Genomic DNA, 19,274 nt, shown 5'->3' with positions numbered 1-19,274 from the left:
ACCCCGTCATCGAAGAACAACAGAGACAACAACAGAGATTTCCATGGCATCCATTTCCCTGCGCAACGTGGTCAAGCGCTACCGCACCGGCAAGACCGAGCTGCAAGTGATCCACGGTGTGAACGCCGAGATCGCCGACCGCGAGTTCATCGTCATCGTCGGCCCATCGGGCTGCGGCAAATCCACGCTGCTGCGCATGGTGGCCGGTCTGGAAGACATCAGCGGCGGCGACATCTGCATTGGCGAGCGTGTGGTCAACACGCTGGAGCCGGCCGAACGCGACATCGCCATGGTGTTCCAGAACTACGCGCTCTACCCGCACATGACCGTGTTCGACAACATGGCCTATGGCCTGAAGATCAAGAAAGTGCCCATCGCCGAGATCAAGCAGCGCGTCGACAAGGCCGCCGGCATCCTGGAACTGGGCCACCTGCTGACCCGCAAACCGCGGGAGCTCTCGGGTGGTCAGCGCCAGCGCGTGGCCATGGGCCGCGCCATCGTGCGCCAGCCCCAGGTCTTCCTGTTCGACGAACCGCTGTCCAACCTCGACGCCAAGCTGCGCGCCCAGACCCGGCTGGAGATCCAGAAATTGCACCGCGAGCTCGGCATCACCTCGCTCTTCGTGACCCACGACCAGGTCGAAGCCATGACGCTGGCGCAGCGCATGATCGTGATGAACGCCGGCAGGATGGAACAGTTTGGCACCCCCGAAGAGGTCTACACGCGCCCGGCCACCACTTTCGTGGCCAGCTTCATCGGGTCGCCGCCCATGAACCTGCTCCAGCACGCGCCGGGCGGACGCCCCGGCAGCCTGCTCGGCATCCGCCCCGAACACATCGACATCGGCGACAGCGGTTGGGCGCTCCAGGTGGAAACGGTCGAACTGCTGGGGGCCGAGCGCCTGGTGCACGCGCGCCTGGGCGACGAAATGCTCATCATCCGCACCCACGAAGACCAGGGCGCGCCGGCCATCGGCAGCACCATTCACGCCCAGCCTCGCGAAGACCGCATGCACTGGTTCGACGCGCAGACCGGCCAGCGACAATCCGGGGCATGACGACGCCCCACACTCTGCCCCCCGACGGGAGCCACCCGGCAGCAAGGTCACCCTGGCCCTACCCGCGCTGGATCGCCCACCGCGGCGCGGGCAAGCTGGCCCCCGAAAACACGCTCGCCGCCTTCCGCCACGGCGCGGCCCATGGCTACCGCATGTACGAATGCGACGCCAAGCTCAGCGCCGACGGCGTGGTCTTCCTGCTGCACGACGACACGCTGGAGCGCACCAGCAACGGCCATGGCGTCGCAGGTGAGCAGCCTTGGGTTGCGCTGAGCCAGCTGGACGCGGGCAGCTGGCATTCGCGCGGCCATGCCGGCGAACCGTTGCCCACACTGGAGGCCGTGGCGCGGTTCTGCCAGGCCAACCACCATGCACTCAACATCGAGATCAAGCCGACCACGGGTACCGAGCTGGCCACCGGGCGCGCGGTGGCCCAGGCGGTGCTGCGGCTCTGGAACCTGCCGCCAAACGGCAGCCCGACCCTGCCCGACGGGCTCCCGGCACCGCTGCTGACCTCGTTCCAGCCCGAGGCCCTCGCCGGTGCGCAGGCGGTGGCGCCCGGCGTGCGCCGGGGCCTGCTGCTCGAATCGCTGTGGACCGGCTGGCGGGACACGGCGATCCGGCTCGGCTGCGAGGCCGTGGTCTGTGATCAGGTGTTGTGGGATGCCACCACGGTGGCGCAGGTGCGGCAGGCCGACATGCGCTGCCTGGCCTACACGGTCAACGAGCCGGCAGCGGCCCAGCGCCTGGTGGACCTGGGTCTCGACGGAATCATCACCGACCGGGTCGACCTGTTCCCATCGGACTGATCACCCCCCGCAGGGGAGCGGCAACGGTCAGCGGCTGCGGTTCCACCAGGCCACCGAGGCCTGGGCCAGCACCAGGGCGGTGTAAGTGAGCATCTTGCCGTCGCGCCCTAAAACAATCAGACCCGCCAGCAACACCACCACGCCCGAACCAAACAGCATCAACGCCTCGGTGCGGGCTGACCAGCGGGCCGAGCGGGCCCGCTTCCACAAGCGGGGCACGGTCCACAACACCGCGGCCAGACCCAGGGCCGGCGCCAGAAAGCCGGCCAGATGCCACAACAAGGCGAAAAAAGTCATTCTTTGTGGTCCGGGGCATTTTGGGGAGCCGCAATTTTATAATCGGACGATGTCTGTCTGGACGCTCGGCATCAATCACCACACGGCTCCGCTCGATCTGCGGGGCCGTTTTGCGTTCGCGCTCGACCAGATCCAGCCCACCTTGAACGGTTACCGCCAGAGCCTGGTCCGCCAGCCCGAGGCCACGCTGCTGTCCACCTGCAACCGCACCGAGCTGTATGGCGCGGGCGACCAGTCGGCCGTGGAACCCACCCTGGCCTGGCTGGCCCAGACCGGCGGCGTCAGCACCCATGTGCTCAAGGAACACGCCTATGTGTTGCGCGAAGGCGAAGCGGCGCGCCACGCCTTCCGTGTCGCCAGTGGCCTGGACAGCATGGTGCTGGGCGAAGCGCAGATCCTCGGTCAGATGAAAGACGCGGTGCGCGCCGCCGACCAGGCCGGCGCCCTGGGCACCACGCTGCACCAGTTGTTCCAGCGTTCCTTCTCAGTGGCCAAGCAGGTGCGCACGTCCACGGAGATCGGCGCCCATTCGATCAGCATGACCGCTGCCGCCGTGCGGCTGGCGAGCCAGCTGTTCGAAGACCTGAAGGACATCAAGGTCCTGTTCGTCGGCGCGGGCGAGATGATCGAACTCGCCGCCACCCACTTCGCGGCCAAGACCCCCAAGGCCATGGCCATCGCCAACCGCACGCTGGAGCGTGGCGAGAAGCTGGCCAGCCGCTTCGGCGCCGAGGTGCTGCGCCTGGCCGACATCCCGGATCGCCTCCATGAATACGACGCGGTGATCAGTTGCACCGCCAGCACCCTGCCCATCATCGGCCTGGGCGCTGTCGAGCGCGCGCTCAAGAAGCGCAGGCACCGCCCCATGTTCATGGTCGATCTGGCCGTGCCGCGGGACATCGAGATCGAGGTCAAGGGCCTGAGCGACGTGTACCTGTACACCGTGGACGACCTGGCCAGTGTGGTCCAGACCGGGAAGGACAACCGGCAGGCCGCCGTGGCCCAGGCCGAGGCGATCATCGACGCGGGCGTGCTCAGCTTCATGCACTGGCTGGACCAGCGCGACCCGGAGAAAGGCGGCGTGGTCCCGCTGATCCAGCAGATCAACGCCCAGGCCGACAGCTGGCGCGCGGCCGAACTCGCCCGGGCCAAAAAGCTGCTGGCCAAGGGCGAGCCGGTCGAAGCCGTGCTCGAAGCCTTGTCCAAGGGATTGACGCAGAAGATGCTGCACGGCACCCTGGCCGAGCTGCACGCGGGCGACGCGGAAACCCGCGCCGCCACGGCGCACACCGTCTCGCGCCTGTTCCTTCGCGAAAAGTCCTAGCGACGCGGCCTCGGGCGCCAGGCGTCCCGGCACGGTCCGTCGGCCCCGTGCATCCTTCCCGCTGCCGTCGCCTTTTTTATCCCCGCATGAAACCCTTTGTCCGCGACACCCTCCTGCGCCAGCGCGCCCGCCTGCACGAGCTGGACGCCCTGCTCTCGGCCCCCGACGTGGTGAGCGACATGGAGCGCTTTCGCGCACTGAGCCGCGAGCACGCCGACGCTTCGGTGATCGTCGAGGCGTTCAACCGCCACGAACAGCGCGAGGCGGACCTCGCCGCCGCGCAGGGGATGCTGGGCGACCCCGACATGGTCGAGATGGCGGAAGAGGAAATCGGCGCCGCCAGGGCCGACCTGGAACGGATCGACACCGAACTGCAACAGCTGCTGCTGCCCAAAGACCCCGACGATCAACGCCCCGCCTTCGTCGAAATCCGCGCCGGCACGGGCGGCGACGAGTCCGCGCTGTTCGCGGGCGACCTGGCGCGCATGTACACCCGCTATGCCGACAGCCAGGGCTGGACCACCGAAGTCGTGAGCGAGTCGCCCAGCGAGCTCGGCGGCTACAAAGAGGTGGTGCTGCGCATGGCCGGGCGCGGCCCGGGTGCGGCCGTCTACGGCCAGATGCGCTTTGAATCGGGCGGCCACCGCGTGCAGCGCGTGCCTGTGACCGAAACCCAGGGGCGCATCCACACCAGCGCGGCCACGGTCGCCGTGATGCCCGAACCCGATGAAGCCGAAGCGGTCAAGCTCAACCCCGCCGAACTGCGCATCGACACCTACCGCGCCAGCGGCGCCGGCGGGCAGCACATCAACAAGACCGACTCGGCCGTGCGCGTGACCCACCTGCCCACGGGCATCACCGCCGAGTGCCAGGACGGCCGCAGCCAGCACAGCAACAAGGCCAAGGCGCTGCAGGTCTTACAGGCGCGGCTGCAGGAAAAAGACCGCAGCGAACGCGCCGCCAAGGAAGCGGCCACCCGCAAAGGCCTGGTGGGCAGCGGTGACCGCAGCGACCGCATCCGCACCTACAACTTCCCGCAGGGGCGGCTCACCGACCACCGCATCAACCTCACGCTCTACAAGCTGCTGCAGGTGATGGAAGGCGACCTGGGCGACGTGGTCCACGCGCTCCAGGTGGCGCGCGGCACGGAGCTGCTGGCCGAACTTGAACAGCAGAACAGCCTGTGAACAACGGCCTTTCAATCCGTGAGTCGCTGGCCCTTGCCTTGCAGCAAGGACTGGACCGGCTGGACGCCCAGATGCTGCTGCTGCTGGCGCTGGGGCGCGACATGAATCACCGCGCCTGGCTGATGGCGCACGACACCGATCCGATACCCACCGACGCCGCAGGGCGTTTCGTCGACCTGGTGCGCCGCCGCCTGGCCGGTGAACCGGTCGCCTACCTGGCGGGAGAAAAGGCCTTCTTTGGCCTGCATCTTCGGGTGGACGCCCGCGTGCTGGTGCCCCGGCCCGACACCGAAACCCTGGTGCAGTGGGCACTGGACGCCCTGCCCGCCACCCCCGCGCGGTGTCTGGACCTGGGCACCGGCAGCGGTGCCGTCGCCCTGGCCGTGAAGTCGCAGCGACCCGACGTGGCCGTGACCGCCACCGACGCCAGCACGGGCGCCATGGCCGTGGCCCGTGACAACGCGGAACGCCTGGGTCTGGCGGTGGATTTTTTCAACGGCTCCTGGCTGCAGGCCGTGCCTGGCCAGCGCTTCGACGTGATCGCCAGCAACCCGCCCTACATCGCCGAGGGTGACCGCCACCTGGTCGCCCTCACCCACGAACCCATCAGCGCGCTCACGGCAGGACCAGACGGCCTCGACGACATCCGCACCATCGTGGCGCAGGCGCCGGGCGCTCTGCACCCCGGTGGCTGGCTGCTGCTGGAGCACGGCCACGATCAGGCCGCCGCCGTGCGCGCCCTGCTGCAGCAGCGAGGGTTCGAGCAGGTCAGCAGCCGCACCGATCTGGCGGGCATAGAACGCTGCAGCGGCGGCATCTGGCCGCAGCAGCGATAATCAGGCCCACTGTGGCCACGACCGGCCCGCCCAGATCAGGAGTTTTTTGCCATGAGCGACGCCCAGACCCAAATCGACCAACTGGTCAAATCCAACGACATCGTGCTCTTCATGAAGGGCAATGCCAGCTTTCCGATGTGCGGCTTCTCCGGCCGCGCGATCCAGATCATCAAAGCCTGCGGTGTCGATCCCAAGACGGTGAAAACCGTCAACGTGCTCGAAGACGAAGGCATCCGTCAGGGCATCAAGACCTACAGCAGTTGGCCCACCATCCCGCAGCTCTACGTCAAGGGAGAGTTCATCGGTGGCTCCGACATCATGATGGAGATGTACGAGTCGGGTGAACTGCAAAAAGTCATCAACGGCGAGGCCTGAAACCGCCAGCCCCGTGCCACAGCCGCCTTCGGGCGGCTTTGTTGTTTTGGGAGAGCACGTCCGCTGCGGCATTTCGCACGGCCAAGGCCGATCCGAAGGAATGCGTGGTCTTTCAAGGGTTCATTTCGCATTGAGGCCAGGCACGTCTTGTGCTTGAATGAAGGTGTCGCCGAACCCTTCAAGGAGAACCGCATGAGCTCACGCAGCCTGGTCGCTTCACCCTCCCTCGGACTGCCCATCGCCCAGATGCGCAGCGTGTTCAGTGCCAGCGAGGTCGAGCGCAAGCTCGCCCACTTGCAGGCCAGCGGCAACGAACGCGAGTACGAAGGCCTGCGCAACACCTGGCAGCGCATGCTGGAACGCGGTTCGCAACGCTTCGCGGTCAAACCCTCGGGTGTGCCCGACATGGCACCGCTCTACGACCTGCTGCCCAATTTTGGTGAGGTGCTTGACGACGTGAAACGGCACGTCGCCCTGAGTCAGGACAGCCACGACGGACTGGAGGTCACGCCCATCCTGCTGCTCGGCCCGCCCGGTGTGGGCAAGACCCACTTCGCCAAACAGATCGCCGATCTGCTGGGCACCAGCATGAGCCTGGTGCCCATGAGTTCCATGACCGCGGGCTGGCTGCTCTCGGGCTCTTCATCCCAATGGAAAGGCGCCAAACCGGGCAAGGTGTTCGAAGCGCTGGTGGACGGCCAGTACGCCAACCCGGTGATCGTGGTCGACGAAATCGACAAGGCCAGCGCCGACGCGCAGTACGATCCCCTGGGCGCGCTCTACAGCCTGCTGGAGCACGACACAGCGCAGAGTTTTGTGGACGAATTTGCCGAGGTGCCGATCGACGCCAGCCAGGTGATCTGGATCACCACCGCGAACGACGAGCGTGCCATTCCGGCACCGATCCGCAACCGCATGAACGTGTTCGAGATCGCACCGCCGTCGCCGGATGCAGCACGCAAGATCGCGGCCCACCTGTACCGCAGCATCCTTGGCGAACACGACTGGGGGCAGCGCTTCGACCCGGAACCCTCCAGCGACGTGCTGGACCAGCTCGCCATCCTCGCCCCGCGCGAGATGCGCCGCGCCATGGTCACCGCTTTTGGCAATGCGCGGCTGGACAACCGCTACAGCGTGGAGGCCGACGACCTGCCCAAGGCGGGGTCCGGCAAAACGCGGATCGGCTTCCTGCAATGAGCTGAGGGCTCAAGCGTCGTGGTGAACCCAGTTCTTCGCCGCGGCGTACACGGCGTTGGGGTACTGAGGTTTGCCCCGGCTGCCGTTGTAGCGGCCCAGCGCCAGGTAGGTGTCGCCACGCTCACGGTCCAGGTAGTGGCGCAGGATCACGCAGCCGAAGCGGATGTTGGTCTGCATGTGAAACAGCCGGGACGCGTCACCGTCACCGATCACGCGCGACCAGAACGGCATGATCTGCATGTAGCCACGAGCGCCCACGCGTGAAATGGCGAACTTGCGGAAGGCGCTCTCGACCTGGATCAAACCCATCACCATCGTGGTGTCCAGGCCCGCTCGCCGGGTTTCGTACCAGACAGTCTGCAGGAACTCGATGCGGGTCTGGAAGTCCGGCTTCTTCTTCTTCAGGCGCTCACTCATGGTGCCCAGCCAACGCAGGTAGGCCAGGCGCTGGTTGATGTCGCTGAACTCGGGCACCGGCGGCGCGCTGTTGGCAATGGCGGAACTGAGCGCCGAGCGAACCGAATCGGCCAGTGGCTCTTCTGCCTGGCGGCCGGCCTGGGCCGGGCCAGCGGTCAGCCAGCCGGCCGCACCGAGGGCTGCGCCGCGCAGCAGCCAGAGACGGCGACTGGTCCCGGGCACATCGGCATCCATCACCACATCAAAGGGCTGCAATCTCACGCGCCCAGCTGGTCCCGCATGAAAGAGATCGCCTCGGCGACTGGCACCTTCGTCGCGGCCGGGTCGCGGCGGTGCTGGTACTCGACCACGCCTTCCTTGAGGCCGCGGTCGCCGATGGTCACCCTGTGCGGCACGCCGATCAGCTCCCAGTCGGCAAACATCGCACCCGGGCGCTCACCCCGATCGTCCAGGATCACGTCGATACCCGCAGCCAGCAGGCCCTGGTACAGGGCATCGGCGGCGGCCTTGACGGCTTCGCTGCGATCAGCGCCCACCGGGCACACCACCACGGTGAAGGGGGCAATGGCGTCGGGCCAGATGATCCCGCGCTCATCGTGGTTCTGCTCGATGGCCGCCGCCGGCAGGCGCGTGATGCCAATGCCGTAACACCCCATCTCGAAGTGCCGCGGTTTGCCGTCGTCGGCCAGGAACGTGGCGTTCATGGCCTTGCTGTATTTGGTGCCCAGGTAGAACACGTGGCCCACCTCGATACCGCGTTCGATGGCGAGCACGCCTTGGCCGTCGGGCGAGGCGTCACCTTCGACCACGTTGCGAATGTCGGCCACCACTTCTGGCTCGGGGAGGTCACGCCCCCAGTTCACACCCGTCATGTGGAAGTCCGCCTCGTTGGCACCGCAAATCCAGTCGGCCAGCACCGCCACTTCGCGGTCCACCACCACCTTTACCGGCAACTTCAGACCGACGGGGCCAAGGTACCCGGGCTTGCAGCCGAAGTGCGCCTCGATTTCAGACTGGGTGGCGAAGCGGAAGCCCCCGCTCAGGCCCGGCAGCTTGTTGACCTTGACCTCGTTCATGTCGTGGTCACCCCTTAGCAACAGCAGCCAGACCTGGCTCTTCACGATCTCGCCCGCGTCGTTGAGCTCGTCGGTGGCCAGCACCAGCGACTTCACCGTGGTGGCCAGCGGCACACCCAGGAACTCGGCCACGTCAGCACAGGTGCTCTTGCCAGGTGTCGGCGTCCTGGTCATGGCGTTTGAAGCTGCAGCGCGCGGGCCGGCAGGCGCCAGCGCCTCGGCCTTTTCCATGTTGGCCGCGTAGTCACTGGCCGGGCAGTACACGATGGCGTCTTCACCCGTGGCCGCGATCACCTGGAACTCTTCACTCAGGTCACCACCGATGGCGCCGCTGTCGGCCGCCACTGCGCGATAGCGCAGACCGAAGCGGTCGAAGATGCGGCGGTAGGCGGCGGCCATGACCTGATAGCTGGCCTTGGCAGCCGCTTCGTCGCGATCAAAGCTGTAGGCGTCCTTCATGATGAACTCCCGCCCCCGCATCAGGCCAAAACGCGGACGGCGCTCGTCCCGGAACTTGGTCTGGATCTGGTAGAAATTCTTCGGCAGCTGTTTGTGGCTGCGCAACTCCTGGCGGGCAATGTCGGTCACCACCTCCTCGCTGGTGGGCTGCACGATGAAGTCACGACCGTGACGGTCCTTGATACGCAGCAACTCCGGGCCCATCTTGTCGAAGCGACCTGTTTCCTGCCAGTACTCCGCCGGCTGAACCACCGGCATGGCCAGCTCCACCGCTCCGGCCCGGTTCATTTCCTCGCGAACGATCTTCTCCACTTTCTGGATGACCCGCAATCCCATCGGCATGTAGTTGTAGATACCGGCGCCCAGCTTTTTGATCAAGCCGGCACGTGTCATGAGCTGATGGCTGACCACTTCGGCATCGGCCGGCGCTTCTTTGAGGGTGGAAATAAAAAACTGCGAGGCTTTCATGGGCGAGGGCCGCCACAGGCGGCTGCGTGGGTCTGGAAAATGGAGGGCTCGAGGCCCGAATGATGTCTTCGATGCCCTCTGGGCATCGGGATAAACCCGCCATTGCAGCGCAACGGGTGAGCATCGCTTCGCAAGCCGCAAGGGGCGATGCATAATCCAGACAGTTCAAAAATTTGGGGTTGATTATGCTTGACAGAGAAGGCTTCAGGCCCAATGTCGGCATCATTCTGCTCAACCAGAGAAACCAGGTGTTTTGGGGGAAGAGGATCCGATCCCACTCCTGGCAGTTTCCGCAAGGTGGCATCGACAGGGGCGAAACCCCCGAACAGGCCATGTACCGCGAACTGCACGAAGAAGTGGGCCTCATGCCCGAACACGTGAACATCGTTGCCCGCACGCGGGACTGGTTGCGCTATGAAGTGCCGGACCGCTTCATCCGCCGCGATGCACGCGGTCATTACAAGGGGCAGAAACAGATCTGGTACTTGTTGCGCTTGGTCGCACAAGACTGGAATCTGAACCTGCGCGCCACCAGCCATCCTGAGTTCGATGCCTGGCGCTGGCACGACTACTGGGTTCCTCTGGACGTGGTGGTGGAATTCAAGCGTGGCGTGTACGAAATGGCGCTGACCGAACTTGCCCGCTACTTGCCCAAAAACGAGCACCGGAACCGCTATTTGCGCGGCGCAGGCCGATCCCGCTCGCAGGACGATGCCAACAACCTGATGCCGCTCATGACGCAGAGTCCGCCAGGCATGGAGTTGCCTCCTGGGGGCATGTTTGATCCAGATCCACAGTTCGACCTGCGAAGCAGTGGGTCCAAGCCCTCCTGAAGTGGAGAACCCTCAGGCCCGCGACAGCACCAGGTTGTCGCGGTGGATCATCTCGGGTTCGGCTGCATAACCAAGCAGGCGTTCGAAGTCAGCCGAAGACTTGCGACAAATCAGGCGCGCCTCGGAACTGGCGTAGTTGGCGAGCCCGCGGGCGATTTCAGCACCCCGCGCGTCCCGCACCGCGATCACGTCACCGCGCGAGAAGTCGCCGCTGACTTCGGTCATGCCGATCGGCAGCAGGCTCTTGCCTTCTCCGGTGATCTTGTCCACCGCGCCGTCATCCACCACCACCGCGCCACGCATCTGAAGGTGGTCGGCCATCCACTGCTTGCGCGCCTGGTTCTTGCCGGTCTGCGCCACGAGGCAGGTGCCGATGGCCTCGCCCTCGCACAGGCGCTGCAACACGCGCGGTTCGCGTCCCCACGCGATGACGGTCGAAGCGCCCGATCCGGCAGCACGCTTGGCCGCCAGGATCTTGGTGATCATGCCGCCCTTGCCGATCCCGGAGCCCGCGCCGCCGGCCATCGTTTCCAGCTGAGGGTCGCCCGCACGGGCCACATGCACAAAGGTGGCCGAAGAATCACGACGCGGATCGGCCGTGTACAGCCCTTTTTGATCGGTCAGGATCACCAGCGCGTCGGCCTCCACCAGATTGGCCACCAGCGCGCCCAGGGTGTCGTTGTCACCAAACTTGATCTCGTCGTTGACAACGGTGTCGTTCTCGTTGATGACGGGCACCACCCCCAACTGCAACAACGTCAACAGGGTTGAACGGGCGTTGAGGTAGCGCTCGCGGTCGGCGAGGTCGGCGTGGGTCAGCAGCACCTGCGCGCTGCCGACACCACATTCGCGCAGCTTGGTTTCATACATCTGCACCAGGCCCATCTGACCCACGGCTGCAGCGGCCTGAAGCTCGTTGATTTCTTTTGGTCGCGAGGTCCATCCCAGTCGCTTCATGCCTTCGGCCACAGCGCCGCTGCTCACCATGATCAACTCGCGCCCCTGCTTGACCAGCACGGCCAGCTCCTCGCTCCACTGCCCAATGGCCTGCTCATCCAGCCCCCGCCCCTCGTTGGTCACCAGGCTGGATCCCACCTTGACCACAATACGGCGCGCGGTCTTCAGCACGCTGGACGGTTCAACCAGTTCGTTCACGCTCGCAGCAACTTCGACCATGGGGTGCTTGGCTCTTCTGAGGAATCGGATGACAAGGAGTGCGGTTCAGATGCCGCGGGGATCGTCCACGAAGCGGGGATCCACATCGACGGGCGCCTGGTGCGACTGGAACTCGCGCGCGAGGTACTCGTACACCGCCTGCACCAGCCGTTCGCAGCCCTCGCGGGTCAAGGCGGAAATCTCGAAGACAGGTCCTTTGTACTTGAGCCGTTTGACCACGTCTTTCACCAGCGCTTCACGCCGGTCGGCGGGGACCATGTCCAGCTTGTTGAGCACCAGCCAACGCGGTTTCTCTGCGAGCTTGGCATCGAATTTCTTGAGCTCGGCCACGATGGCCTTGGCCTGAGCCACGGGATCAACGCCCTCGTCAAAAGGCGCCACGTCCAGCATGTGCAGCAAAAGCCGGGTGCGTTGCAGGTGACGCAAGAACTGATGGCCCAGTCCCGCCCCCTCAGAGGCTCCTTCAATGAGCCCCGGCACGTCGGCCACCACAAAGCTTTTTTCTGGTGCCACGCGCACCACTCCCAGATTCGGGTAGAGGGTGGTGAACGGGTAGTCCGCGATCTTCGGCCGTGCGTTGGAGATGGCGGCGATCAGCGTGGACTTGCCCGCGTTGGGCATGCCCAACAGGCCGACATCCGCCAGCACCTTGAGTTCGAGCTTGAGCGAACGCTTTTCACCCGACCAGCCAGGGGTCTTTTGCCTTGGCGCCCGGTTGGTCGAACTCTTGTAGTGCATGTTGCCGAATCCACCGTCGCCGCCCTTGGCAATGACGATCTGCTCCCCGGGCTGCAGCAATTCGAAGAGCACTTCATCGGTTTCGGCGTCCGCAATGATGGTGCCCACCGGCATCTTGAGCACGATGTCATTGCCCTTGACACCGAACATGTCAGAGCCCTTGCCATGTTCGCCACGCTCAGCCTCGAAACGCCGCGTGTAGCGAAAGTCGACCAAGGTATTCAGGCTGGCATCGGCCACCGCGAACACATGTCCACCGCGACCACCATCACCACCGTCTGGACCGCCAAATTCCTTGTACTTTTCATGCCTGAACGAGGCGCAACCATTGCCGCCATCGCCCGCAGCAACTTCAATCGTGGCCTCGTCAACAAATTTCATGACTTGTGTACCTGTAAAAAACCAACACAAAAGGCCCGCGTCGGCGGGCCTTTTGACTTCAAGACATCACCTGTGCCGCTTGCCACCCTGATTCATTAAATCAGGGTGGAGCGACGGCACAAACCGACCTCAGACCGGCGTGATGCTCACGACGTGACGGTTCAACTCGCCTTTGATCGCGAAGTTGACATGTCCATCGGCCGTGGCAAACAGAGTGTGGTCTTTGCCAACACCCACATTCAGGCCAGGGTGAAACTTGGTGCCGCGCTGACGCACGATGATGGAGCCGGCGCTGACCAACTCACCACCAAACGCCTTCACACCGAGCATCTTGGGCTTGGAATCGCGCCCGTTTCGCGTTGAGCCGCCGCCTTTTTTCTGTGCCATGCTGACCTACTCCTCAGGCTGCGATCGACGAGATCTGCAGTTCGGTGAAATTTTGACGGTGACCCTGGCGCTTCTGGTAGTGCTTGCGACGGCGCATCTTGAAGATGCTGACCTTGTCGTGCCTGCCATGAGCCAACACCGTGACCGTGACCGTTGCGCCGGAAACCAAGGGAGTGCCTACCTTGATCTCGCTGCCGTTACCGACAGCCAGAACCTGATCAAACACGATCTCTTGACCCACATCCGCAGCAATCTGTTCTACTTTAATTTTTTCGCCGGCAGCAACACGATATTGCTTGCCACCGGTTTTTATGACCGCGTACATATGAACCTCTTGAATTATTTCCACGAATGGAATCTCGGAAGACGAATTTCTACCGAGCCAAAGATTTTAGCATGAGCCAACCTCTGCGATCAAGTCCGATGCGTTGCCCCTGAGCACGCCCTCGAAAGACGGGGCATCATCATCTTGGGGAGGGTGCCGACGGCGCTTCCTATAATCCAGCGCTGAACAACCCGACCACCGGCCTTCGCCACCGCGTACCTTGACTTCCATCGAACCCTCCACAGCCCACCCTCTGGACCTGATTCAGGAGGACATGAAACAAGTCGATCTGGTCATTGGCGCAAGGCTGGACACCGAGGTCCCGCTGGTGCGCGAGGTGGCGCAGTACATCATCTCGGCCGGTGGAAAGCGCCTGCGCCCTGCACTTCTCCTCCTTGTCAGCGGCGCCCTTGAAAGCCCTCACCCACACCGTCACACGCTGGCGGCGGTCGTCGAGTTCATCCACACGGCGACACTCTTGCACGACGATGTCGTTGACGAGTCCACGCTGCGTAGAGGTCGCGCCACCGCCAACGAGCGATTTGGGAACGCACCCAGCGTCTTGGTGGGGGATTTCCTTTACTCACGCGCATTCCAGATGATGGTGGACGTGAACGACATGCGCGTCATGCAGGTTCTTTCCGACGCCACCAACGTGATTGCCGAGGGCGAAGTGCAGCAACTCATGAACATGCATGACACGTCGCTGGACGAAGCGTCCTACCTCAGGGTCATCCGCTCAAAGACCGCAAAGCTGTTCGAAGCCAGCGCGAGACTCGCCCCCATTTTGGCCAAAGCCGGCAGCGACATAGAGGATGCATGTGCGACATATGGCCAGGCACTTGGCACAGCGTTTCAAGTCATCGACGACGTGTTGGACTACGAGGGCAGCTCCGACGTTCTTGGCAAAAATCTGGGGGACGACTTGCGGGAAGGCAAGGTGACCCTTCCCATCATTTGCGCTCTGCGAAATGCAAACGCCGGGCAACAGGCGCTCATCCGGGGTGCGATTGAGGCGGGCGACACCTCGCATCTGGACGACATCGTCAACATCATCCGCGACACCGGCGCACTTGAGGCCGCGCGAGCCAGTGCAGCCGCAGAAGCCCAGCGAGCCATCAAGGCAATGCACCACCTCCCCGTCAATGAATACAGTTCTGCTTTGCTACAATTGGCGGCTGGCCTGCTGGAGAGACGCTTCTGAGGCCTGCTTGGCGGCTCTGTTCTGGAGCCGCTGTGATCTGTCGGGGTGTAGCTTAGCCAGGTAGAGCGCTACGTTCGGGACGTAGAGGCCGGAGGTTCGAATCCTCTCACCCCGACCAATTGATCATCATTGACGACCGGCCCAGTTCCGCGCCGAGGTCCGTTCGACACTTCGATACAACGCTGGCCTTGCCAGAATGCGCAATTTGGGCACAGATTGCGTGAATTGTGTCTTCCAAGTCGTTGATTTACGATAGATTACGCGGTTATGGCATCTGTCGATACAGCCCCTCAAGATACACCAGCCATGGCCCTGCCAGGGCTCGGTCGTGCGCTCGTTTCAGCAGGGAAGCTAGGGCAAAAGGCGGCGGAGGAGCTCTACAGGAAGGCCCAGAGCGGGCGCACCAGCTTCATTGCAGAGTTGACCGGATCGGGGGCGGTCTCACCTTCAGACCTCGCCCACACGATGTCGACGGCGTTTGCCGCTCCGCTGCTGGATCTTGATGCCATTGATGTCCAGCGCCTTCCCAAGGGCTTGCTGGACGCAAAGATTTGTAGCGACTACCGCATTGTTGTGCTGAGCAAGCGCAACAACCGCTTGATGGTTGCAACAGCGGATCCCGCCGATCAACAGGCGGCTGAAAAAATCAAGTTCGCCACCCAGTTGGGCGTTGACTGGGTCATTGCCGAATACGACAAGCTGAGCAAGCTGGTGGAGAGCCAGTCGACGACCGCCAATGAAGCGATGGATAACATCGTTGGCGGCGATTTCGAGTTCGATGACATCCCCATTGATGCACAGGATGCTCCTGAAAAGAATGCGGTGTCGGAGGTTGATGACGCACCAGTCGTCAAGTTTCTTCACAAGATGCTGCTGGATGCGTTCAACATGCGCGCGTCCGACCTTCATTTTGAGCCCTACGAACACACCTACCGTGTGCGCTTTCGCGTGGACGGAGAGCTGAGGGAAATCGCGTCTCCGCCGATCGCGATCAAGGACAAGCTGGCCTCCCGCATCAAGGTGATTTCTCGTATGGACATCTCCGAAAAGCGGGTGCCACAGGATGGCCGCATGAAGCTCAAGGTGGGGCCTGAGCGTGTGATCGATTTTCGTGTCAGCACGCTGCCGACGCTGTTCGGCGAGAAGATCGTGATCCGTATCCTGGATCCGAGCAGCGCCAAGGTGGGCATTGATGCCCTGGGTTATGAGCCCGAAGAGAAAGAACGGTTGCTGAGCGCCATTTCGAGACCCTATGGCATGGTTCTGGTGACGGGACCCACCGGTTCCGGAAAAACCGTTTCACTCTACACCTGCCTGAACCTGCTGAACAAGCCGGGCATCAACATCTCCACGGCGGAAGACCCTTCGGAAATCAACCTGCCCGGGGTCAACCAGGTCAACGTCAATGAAAAGGCTGGGCTGACGTTTGCTGCCGCCCTCAAAGCTTTCTTGCGCCAGGATCCAGATGTGATCATGGTGGGTGAAATTCGTGACTTGGAAACCGCCGATATTTCCATCAAGGCCGCGCAGACCGGTCACATGGTGCTGTCGACACTTCACACCAATGACGCCCCCACCACGTTGACGCGAATGATGAACATGGGCATCCCCACGTTCAACATTGCTTCCAGTGTGATCCTCATCACCGCACAGCGACTGGCACGCCGACTGTGCCCGAACTGCAAAACGACGCTGGATGTGCCTCGAAAAGCCTTGCTGGACGCCGGTTTCAAGGCCGAAGAGCTGGATGGCAGCTGGACCCCCTATAAGCCTGTGGGATGTTCTGCTTGCAACAATGGCTACAAGGGCCGGGTCGGCATCTACCAGGTGATGCCGATCTCTGAGGAAATTCAAAGAATCATTCTTAAAGGCGGCAGCGCGCTTGACATCGCGCAACAGGCCACGCGGGAAGGTGTCCGGACCTTGCGTGAGTCGGGCCTTCTCAAGGTCAGGCAAGGCATGACTTCGCTGGAAGAAGTGCTGAGCGTCACCAACGAGTAAGCCCTATCCGGCCCAGAACCCGAGGATCACATGGCAACCGCAGCTAGCAAAACCACCAAGGACTTCGTTTTCGTATGGGAAGGCAAGGACCGCAACGGCAAACCGGTCCGGGGCGAGACGCGTGCCGTGGGTGAGAACCAGGTTTCTGCGGCGCTGCGCAGGCAAGGCATTGTCGCGACCAAGGTCAAAAAGCGTCGCATGAGTTCGGGCAAGCGCATCAAGCCCAAGGACATCGCCATTTTCACGAGGCAGCTCGCCACCATGATGAAGGCCGGTGTCCCGCTTCTGCAGGCATTCGATATCGTGGGACGCGGGAACCCCAATCCCAGCGTGTCCAAGCTGCTCAACGACATTCGGTCCGACGTGGAAACCGGCACCTCGCTGAGCGCTGCATTCAGGAAAAATCCGCTGTACTTCGACAGCCTCTATTGCAACCTGGTGGAAGCAGGGGAAGCCGCCGGTATCCTTGAAGAATTGCTGGACAGGCTCGCTGTCTACATGGAAAAAACCGAGGCGATCAAGTCAAAGATCAAGTCGGCGCTCATGTACCCGGTGGCTGTGATCATCGTGGCTTTTGTGGTCGTTGCGGTGATCATGATTTTCGTGATCCCGTCTTTCAAACAGGTGTTCACCTCGTTCGGCGCCGATCTGCCGGCACCCACGCTGTTTGTGATCGCAATGAGCGAGTTTTTCACCGAATACTGGTGGCTCATTTTTGGTGGCCTGGGTGGCGGCATCTACTTTTTCATGCAAGCCTGGAGGCGGAATGAAAAAGTCCAAATGTTCATGGACCGATTGATGTTGAGAATGCCGATTTTTGGTTCGCTCGTGGAAAAGTCGGTGATCGCCAGGTGGACACGCACCCTTTCCACCATGTTTGCCGCTGGTGTGCCATTGGTTGAGGCCCTGGATTCTGTGGGTGGGGCGTCGGGCAACTCGGTGTATGCGAAGGCCACCGAAAGAATTCAGCAAGAGGTCTCTACCGGCACCAGCCTCACCAATGCCATGAGCAACGTCAATCTGTTTCCCTCCATGGTGCTGCAGATGTGCGCGATCGGTGAAGAGTCGGGCTCGATCGATCACATGCTCGGCAAGGCGGCCGATTTTTACGAAGCCGAAGTCGATGACATGGTGGCCGGTCTCTCCAGCCTGATGGAGCCCATCATCATCGTGATTCTGGGCACCATCATCGGTGGGATTGTGGTTTCGATGTATCTGCCCATCTTCAAGCTGGGCCAGGTGGTTTGATCAGCGCTGCGAGCCTGCTCGACGCGTCGGTTCTCGGCGTGTTGGGGCTGTTGATTGGAAGCTTCCTGAACGTGGTCATCCACCGTCTGCCCAAGATGATGGAGATGCGGTGGGCGGCCGAGTGTGCCGAGCTCCAGGGCACCGCACCGCTGGAGGAGGCGGGGAAAACTCCATTCAACTTGATGGTGCCAAGGTCTCGCTGCCCCCATTGCAGTCACCAGATTCGCTGGTTCGAGAACATCCCTGTGGCCAGCTACCTGGTGTTGGGCGGCAAATGCTCCCACTGCCGCGCGCCGATCAGCCCACGTTACCCCTTGATCGAGCTCGTCAATGGCGCCTTCTTCGCCTGGTGTGGCTGGACCTGGGGACTGGACGGGACGGCGCTGGCATGGTGCGGCTTTGCGGCCGCGATCCTGACCTTGGCTTGGATTGACTGGGACACGACGCTGCTGCCTGATGACATCACACTGCCATTGCTGTGGGCGGGTTTGTGTGCAGCTGCAACACGCATCACAGAGACACCCCTCCCTGATGCCCTGTGGGGTGCTGTCGCGGGATACCTGTCACTGTGGCTGGTGTATTGGGGCTTCAAGCTTGCCACGGGCAAGGAAGGCATGGGCTATGGCGACTTCAAACTGTTTGCGGCGCTGGGAGCTTGGTTTGGCTGGCAGGCGTTGATTCCCATCATTCTCATGGCATCGCTGATTGGTGCGGTCATCGGCATTGGCATGAAGGTGTTTGCCCAGCTCCGAGAGGGCGGGTACCTGCCCTTCGGTCCCTTTCTGGCGTTGGCGGGGCTGACGTCCCTGTTGTTCGGTCCGCAATCCATCCTGGCCGTGATCGGTCTTTGACGGAGTGGTCCAGTGCTGCGCTTGGGACTCACCGGGGGTGTTGGCAGCGGGAAAAGCACCGTTGCTCGTGAGTTGCAGAGCCTGGGTGCCGCGCTGATCGACGCGGATGCCATCTCCCGCCAATGCACCTTGGCCAACGGCTCGGCCATGCCAGCCATCGCCCGCCAGTTTGGCCCCCACTTCGTGACACCTGCGGGCGCCATGGACCGCAACCGCATGCGCGAACACGTTTTTGCCCATCCCGAAGCTCGGCAAGCGCTGGAGGCGATCGTTCATCCGCTGGTCCAACAAGAGATCCGTCGGCAATCAGACTTGGCCCAATCACCGTGCCTGGTGTTCGACATACCCCTGTTGGTGGAGTCGCCACATTGGCGCCATCAACTGGACCGCATCCTGATCGTCGACTGCACTGAAGAAACGCAAATCCGACGTGTACAAGCGCGCAACGGCTGGGAAAGAGTCGCAGTTGAAGCGGTCATTCGCCAACAGAGCGCGCGTGAACACCGACTGGCGGCCGCAGATGGGGTGCTGTGGAACGACGGCGTGGACTTGCAGGTCCTTCGTCATGAGGTGCAGCGAATGGCCGCCCGGTTGGGGCTATGATGCCCCTCCAATGAACGACGCTTTT

Annotated in this window: 20 protein-coding genes and 1 tRNA gene; 14 read left to right on the top strand and 7 right to left on the bottom strand. The window is 62.9% G+C overall.

Annotated features, from left to right (window positions below; all coding sequences use genetic code 11):
- Positions 1-43: 43 nt before the first annotated feature.
- On the top strand, positions 44-1,057 hold the full coding sequence (gene ugpC, locus IM738_RS01745; RefSeq protein ID WP_236964183.1) for a sn-glycerol-3-phosphate ABC transporter ATP-binding protein UgpC: 1,014 nt from the start codon (positions 44-46) through the stop codon (positions 1,055-1,057).
- Complete coding sequence (gene ugpQ, locus IM738_RS01740) at positions 1,054-1,866, top strand: glycerophosphodiester phosphodiesterase (protein ID WP_236964182.1); 813 nt, start codon at positions 1,054-1,056, stop codon at positions 1,864-1,866. The genes ugpC and ugpQ overlap by 4 nt, the downstream gene beginning before the upstream one ends.
- Before the next feature lie 27 nt (positions 1,867-1,893).
- Here ugpQ and IM738_RS01735 read toward each other — a convergent pair whose 3' ends face one another.
- Entirely contained in the window at positions 1,894-2,163 is a 270-nt protein-coding gene (locus IM738_RS01735) for a hypothetical protein (RefSeq protein WP_236964181.1), read from the bottom strand.
- Between the two features lie 49 nt (positions 2,164-2,212).
- Here IM738_RS01735 and hemA point away from each other — a divergent pair, with 49 nt between their 5' ends.
- The 5 genes from hemA to IM738_RS01710 all read left to right on the top strand — a co-directional run bounded on the left by hemA (position 2,213) and on the right by IM738_RS01710 (position 7,082).
- Positions 2,213-3,487: a glutamyl-tRNA reductase gene (gene hemA, locus IM738_RS01730; RefSeq protein ID WP_236964180.1), complete on the top strand. Its 1,275-nt coding sequence runs from the start codon at positions 2,213-2,215 to the stop codon at positions 3,485-3,487.
- An 86-nt stretch (positions 3,488-3,573) separates the two neighbouring features.
- A complete protein-coding gene (gene prfA, locus IM738_RS01725; protein WP_236964179.1) occupies positions 3,574-4,674 on the top strand; it encodes a peptide chain release factor 1 in 1,101 nt (366 codons plus the stop codon).
- Positions 4,671-5,510 (top strand): peptide chain release factor N(5)-glutamine methyltransferase, encoded by an 840-nt coding sequence (gene prmC / locus IM738_RS01720; RefSeq protein ID WP_236964178.1) that lies wholly within the window; start codon positions 4,671-4,673, stop codon positions 5,508-5,510. Before prfA ends, prmC begins: the two co-directional genes overlap by 4 nt.
- 51 nt (positions 5,511-5,561) lie before the next feature.
- Complete coding sequence (grxD, locus tag IM738_RS01715; protein WP_236964177.1) at positions 5,562-5,885, top strand: Grx4 family monothiol glutaredoxin; 324 nt, start codon at positions 5,562-5,564, stop codon at positions 5,883-5,885.
- Positions 5,886-6,077: 192 nt separating this feature from the next.
- Positions 6,078-7,082, top strand: a complete 1,005-nt coding sequence (locus tag IM738_RS01710) for an AAA family ATPase (protein WP_236964176.1) — start codon at positions 6,078-6,080, stop codon at positions 7,080-7,082.
- 9 nt (positions 7,083-7,091) lie between these two features.
- On the opposite strand, the gene IM738_RS01705 is transcribed toward IM738_RS01710, so the two are convergent.
- On the bottom strand, positions 7,092-7,733 hold the full coding sequence (locus IM738_RS01705; protein ID WP_236966437.1) for a lytic transglycosylase domain-containing protein: 642 nt from the start codon (positions 7,731-7,733) through the stop codon (positions 7,092-7,094).
- Positions 7,734-7,756: 23 nt separating this feature from the next.
- A complete protein-coding gene (locus IM738_RS01700; RefSeq protein WP_236964175.1) occupies positions 7,757-9,502 on the bottom strand; it encodes a proline--tRNA ligase in 1,746 nt (581 codons plus the stop codon).
- A 185-nt stretch (positions 9,503-9,687) separates the two neighbouring features.
- On the opposite strand from IM738_RS01700, the gene IM738_RS01695 reads away from it, so the two are divergent.
- Positions 9,688-10,335: an RNA pyrophosphohydrolase gene (locus IM738_RS01695; protein WP_236964174.1), complete on the top strand. Its 648-nt coding sequence runs from the start codon at positions 9,688-9,690 to the stop codon at positions 10,333-10,335.
- A gap of 12 nt (positions 10,336-10,347) precedes the next feature.
- Here the strand turns inward: IM738_RS01695 and proB are convergent, their stop codons facing one another.
- The 4 genes from proB to rplU all read right to left on the bottom strand — a co-directional run bounded on the left by proB (position 10,348) and on the right by rplU (position 13,342).
- Positions 10,348-11,511 carry a glutamate 5-kinase gene (proB, locus tag IM738_RS01690; RefSeq protein ID WP_236964173.1) on the bottom strand — a complete coding sequence of 388 codons (1,164 nt, stop codon included), beginning with the start codon at positions 11,509-11,511 and terminating at the stop codon, positions 10,348-10,350.
- 45 nt (positions 11,512-11,556) lie between these two features.
- Positions 11,557-12,630 carry an Obg family GTPase CgtA gene (gene cgtA / locus IM738_RS01685; protein ID WP_236964172.1) on the bottom strand — a complete coding sequence of 358 codons (1,074 nt, stop codon included), beginning with the start codon at positions 12,628-12,630 and terminating at the stop codon, positions 11,557-11,559.
- A gap of 129 nt (positions 12,631-12,759) precedes the next feature.
- Positions 12,760-13,017: a 50S ribosomal protein L27 gene (rpmA, locus tag IM738_RS01680; RefSeq protein WP_077328647.1), complete on the bottom strand. Its 258-nt coding sequence runs from the start codon at positions 13,015-13,017 to the stop codon at positions 12,760-12,762.
- Between the two features lie 13 nt (positions 13,018-13,030).
- Positions 13,031-13,342, bottom strand: coding sequence for a 50S ribosomal protein L21 (gene rplU / locus IM738_RS01675; protein ID WP_077328645.1), 312 nt, complete (start codon positions 13,340-13,342; stop codon positions 13,031-13,033).
- A 274-nt stretch (positions 13,343-13,616) separates the two neighbouring features.
- Between rplU and IM738_RS01670 the strand changes: the two genes are divergently transcribed.
- The 6 genes from IM738_RS01670 to coaE all read left to right on the top strand — a co-directional run bounded on the left by IM738_RS01670 (position 13,617) and on the right by coaE (position 19,249).
- Positions 13,617-14,546 (top strand): polyprenyl synthetase family protein, encoded by a 930-nt coding sequence (locus IM738_RS01670; RefSeq protein ID WP_236964171.1) that lies wholly within the window; start codon positions 13,617-13,619, stop codon positions 14,544-14,546.
- A gap of 41 nt (positions 14,547-14,587) precedes the next feature.
- Positions 14,588-14,664: transfer RNA gene (locus IM738_RS01665), tRNA-Pro, on the top strand.
- 149 nt (positions 14,665-14,813) lie between these two features.
- Entirely contained in the window at positions 14,814-16,547 is a 1,734-nt protein-coding gene (gene pilB, locus IM738_RS01660) for a type IV-A pilus assembly ATPase PilB (RefSeq protein WP_236964170.1), read from the top strand.
- Between the two features lie 30 nt (positions 16,548-16,577).
- Entirely contained in the window at positions 16,578-17,795 is a 1,218-nt protein-coding gene (locus tag IM738_RS01655) for a type II secretion system F family protein (protein ID WP_236964169.1), read from the top strand.
- Complete coding sequence (locus IM738_RS01650; RefSeq protein ID WP_236966436.1) at positions 17,795-18,646, top strand: prepilin peptidase; 852 nt, start codon at positions 17,795-17,797, stop codon at positions 18,644-18,646. The genes IM738_RS01655 and IM738_RS01650 overlap by 1 nt, the downstream gene beginning before the upstream one ends.
- Positions 18,647-18,658: 12 nt before the next feature.
- Entirely contained in the window at positions 18,659-19,249 is a 591-nt protein-coding gene (gene coaE / locus IM738_RS01645; protein WP_236964168.1) for a dephospho-CoA kinase, read from the top strand.
- Positions 19,250-19,274: the final 25 nt, after the last annotated feature.

This window comes from Hydrogenophaga sp. SL48, from assembly GCF_021729865.1.
Taxonomy (GTDB): Bacteria; Pseudomonadota; Gammaproteobacteria; order Burkholderiales; family Burkholderiaceae_C; genus Hydrogenophaga.
Note: the sequence above shows the minus strand (reverse complement) of the source record. Positions and strands in the feature narration are given on the sequence as shown.

Bases quoted from the DNA above. Each gene is read 5' to 3' on its own strand.
- cgtA (WP_236964172.1), bottom strand. From the start codon at position 12,630: ATGAAATTTGTTGACGAGGCCACGATTGAAGTTGCTGCGGGCGATGGC.
- rpmA (WP_077328647.1), bottom strand. From the start codon at position 13,017: ATGGCACAGAAAAAAGGCGGCGGCTCAACGCGAAACGGGCGCGATTCC.
- grxD (WP_236964177.1), top strand. From the start codon at position 5,562: ATGAGCGACGCCCAGACCCAAATCGACCAACTGGTCAAATCCAACGAC.
- proB (WP_236964173.1), bottom strand. From the start codon at position 11,511: ATGGTCGAAGTTGCTGCGAGCGTGAACGAACTGGTTGAACCGTCCAGC.
- hemA (WP_236964180.1), top strand. From the start codon at position 2,213: ATGTCTGTCTGGACGCTCGGCATCAATCACCACACGGCTCCGCTCGAT.
- rplU (WP_077328645.1), bottom strand. From the start codon at position 13,342: ATGTACGCGGTCATAAAAACCGGTGGCAAGCAATATCGTGTTGCTGCC.
- IM738_RS01695 (WP_236964174.1), top strand. From the start codon at position 9,688: ATGCTTGACAGAGAAGGCTTCAGGCCCAATGTCGGCATCATTCTGCTC.
- pilB (WP_236964170.1), top strand. From the start codon at position 14,814: ATGGCATCTGTCGATACAGCCCCTCAAGATACACCAGCCATGGCCCTG.
- IM738_RS01655 (WP_236964169.1), top strand. From the start codon at position 16,578: ATGGCAACCGCAGCTAGCAAAACCACCAAGGACTTCGTTTTCGTATGG.
- prfA (WP_236964179.1), top strand. From the start codon at position 3,574: ATGAAACCCTTTGTCCGCGACACCCTCCTGCGCCAGCGCGCCCGCCTG.
- IM738_RS01700 (WP_236964175.1), bottom strand. From the start codon at position 9,502: ATGAAAGCCTCGCAGTTTTTTATTTCCACCCTCAAAGAAGCGCCGGCC.
- ugpC (WP_236964183.1), top strand. From the start codon at position 44: ATGGCATCCATTTCCCTGCGCAACGTGGTCAAGCGCTACCGCACCGGC.
- IM738_RS01710 (WP_236964176.1), top strand. From the start codon at position 6,078: ATGAGCTCACGCAGCCTGGTCGCTTCACCCTCCCTCGGACTGCCCATC.
- ugpQ (WP_236964182.1), top strand. From the start codon at position 1,054: ATGACGACGCCCCACACTCTGCCCCCCGACGGGAGCCACCCGGCAGCA.
- IM738_RS01670 (WP_236964171.1), top strand. From the start codon at position 13,617: ATGAAACAAGTCGATCTGGTCATTGGCGCAAGGCTGGACACCGAGGTC.
- IM738_RS01735 (WP_236964181.1), bottom strand. From the start codon at position 2,163: ATGACTTTTTTCGCCTTGTTGTGGCATCTGGCCGGCTTTCTGGCGCCG.
- IM738_RS01705 (WP_236966437.1), bottom strand. From the start codon at position 7,733: ATGGATGCCGATGTGCCCGGGACCAGTCGCCGTCTCTGGCTGCTGCGC.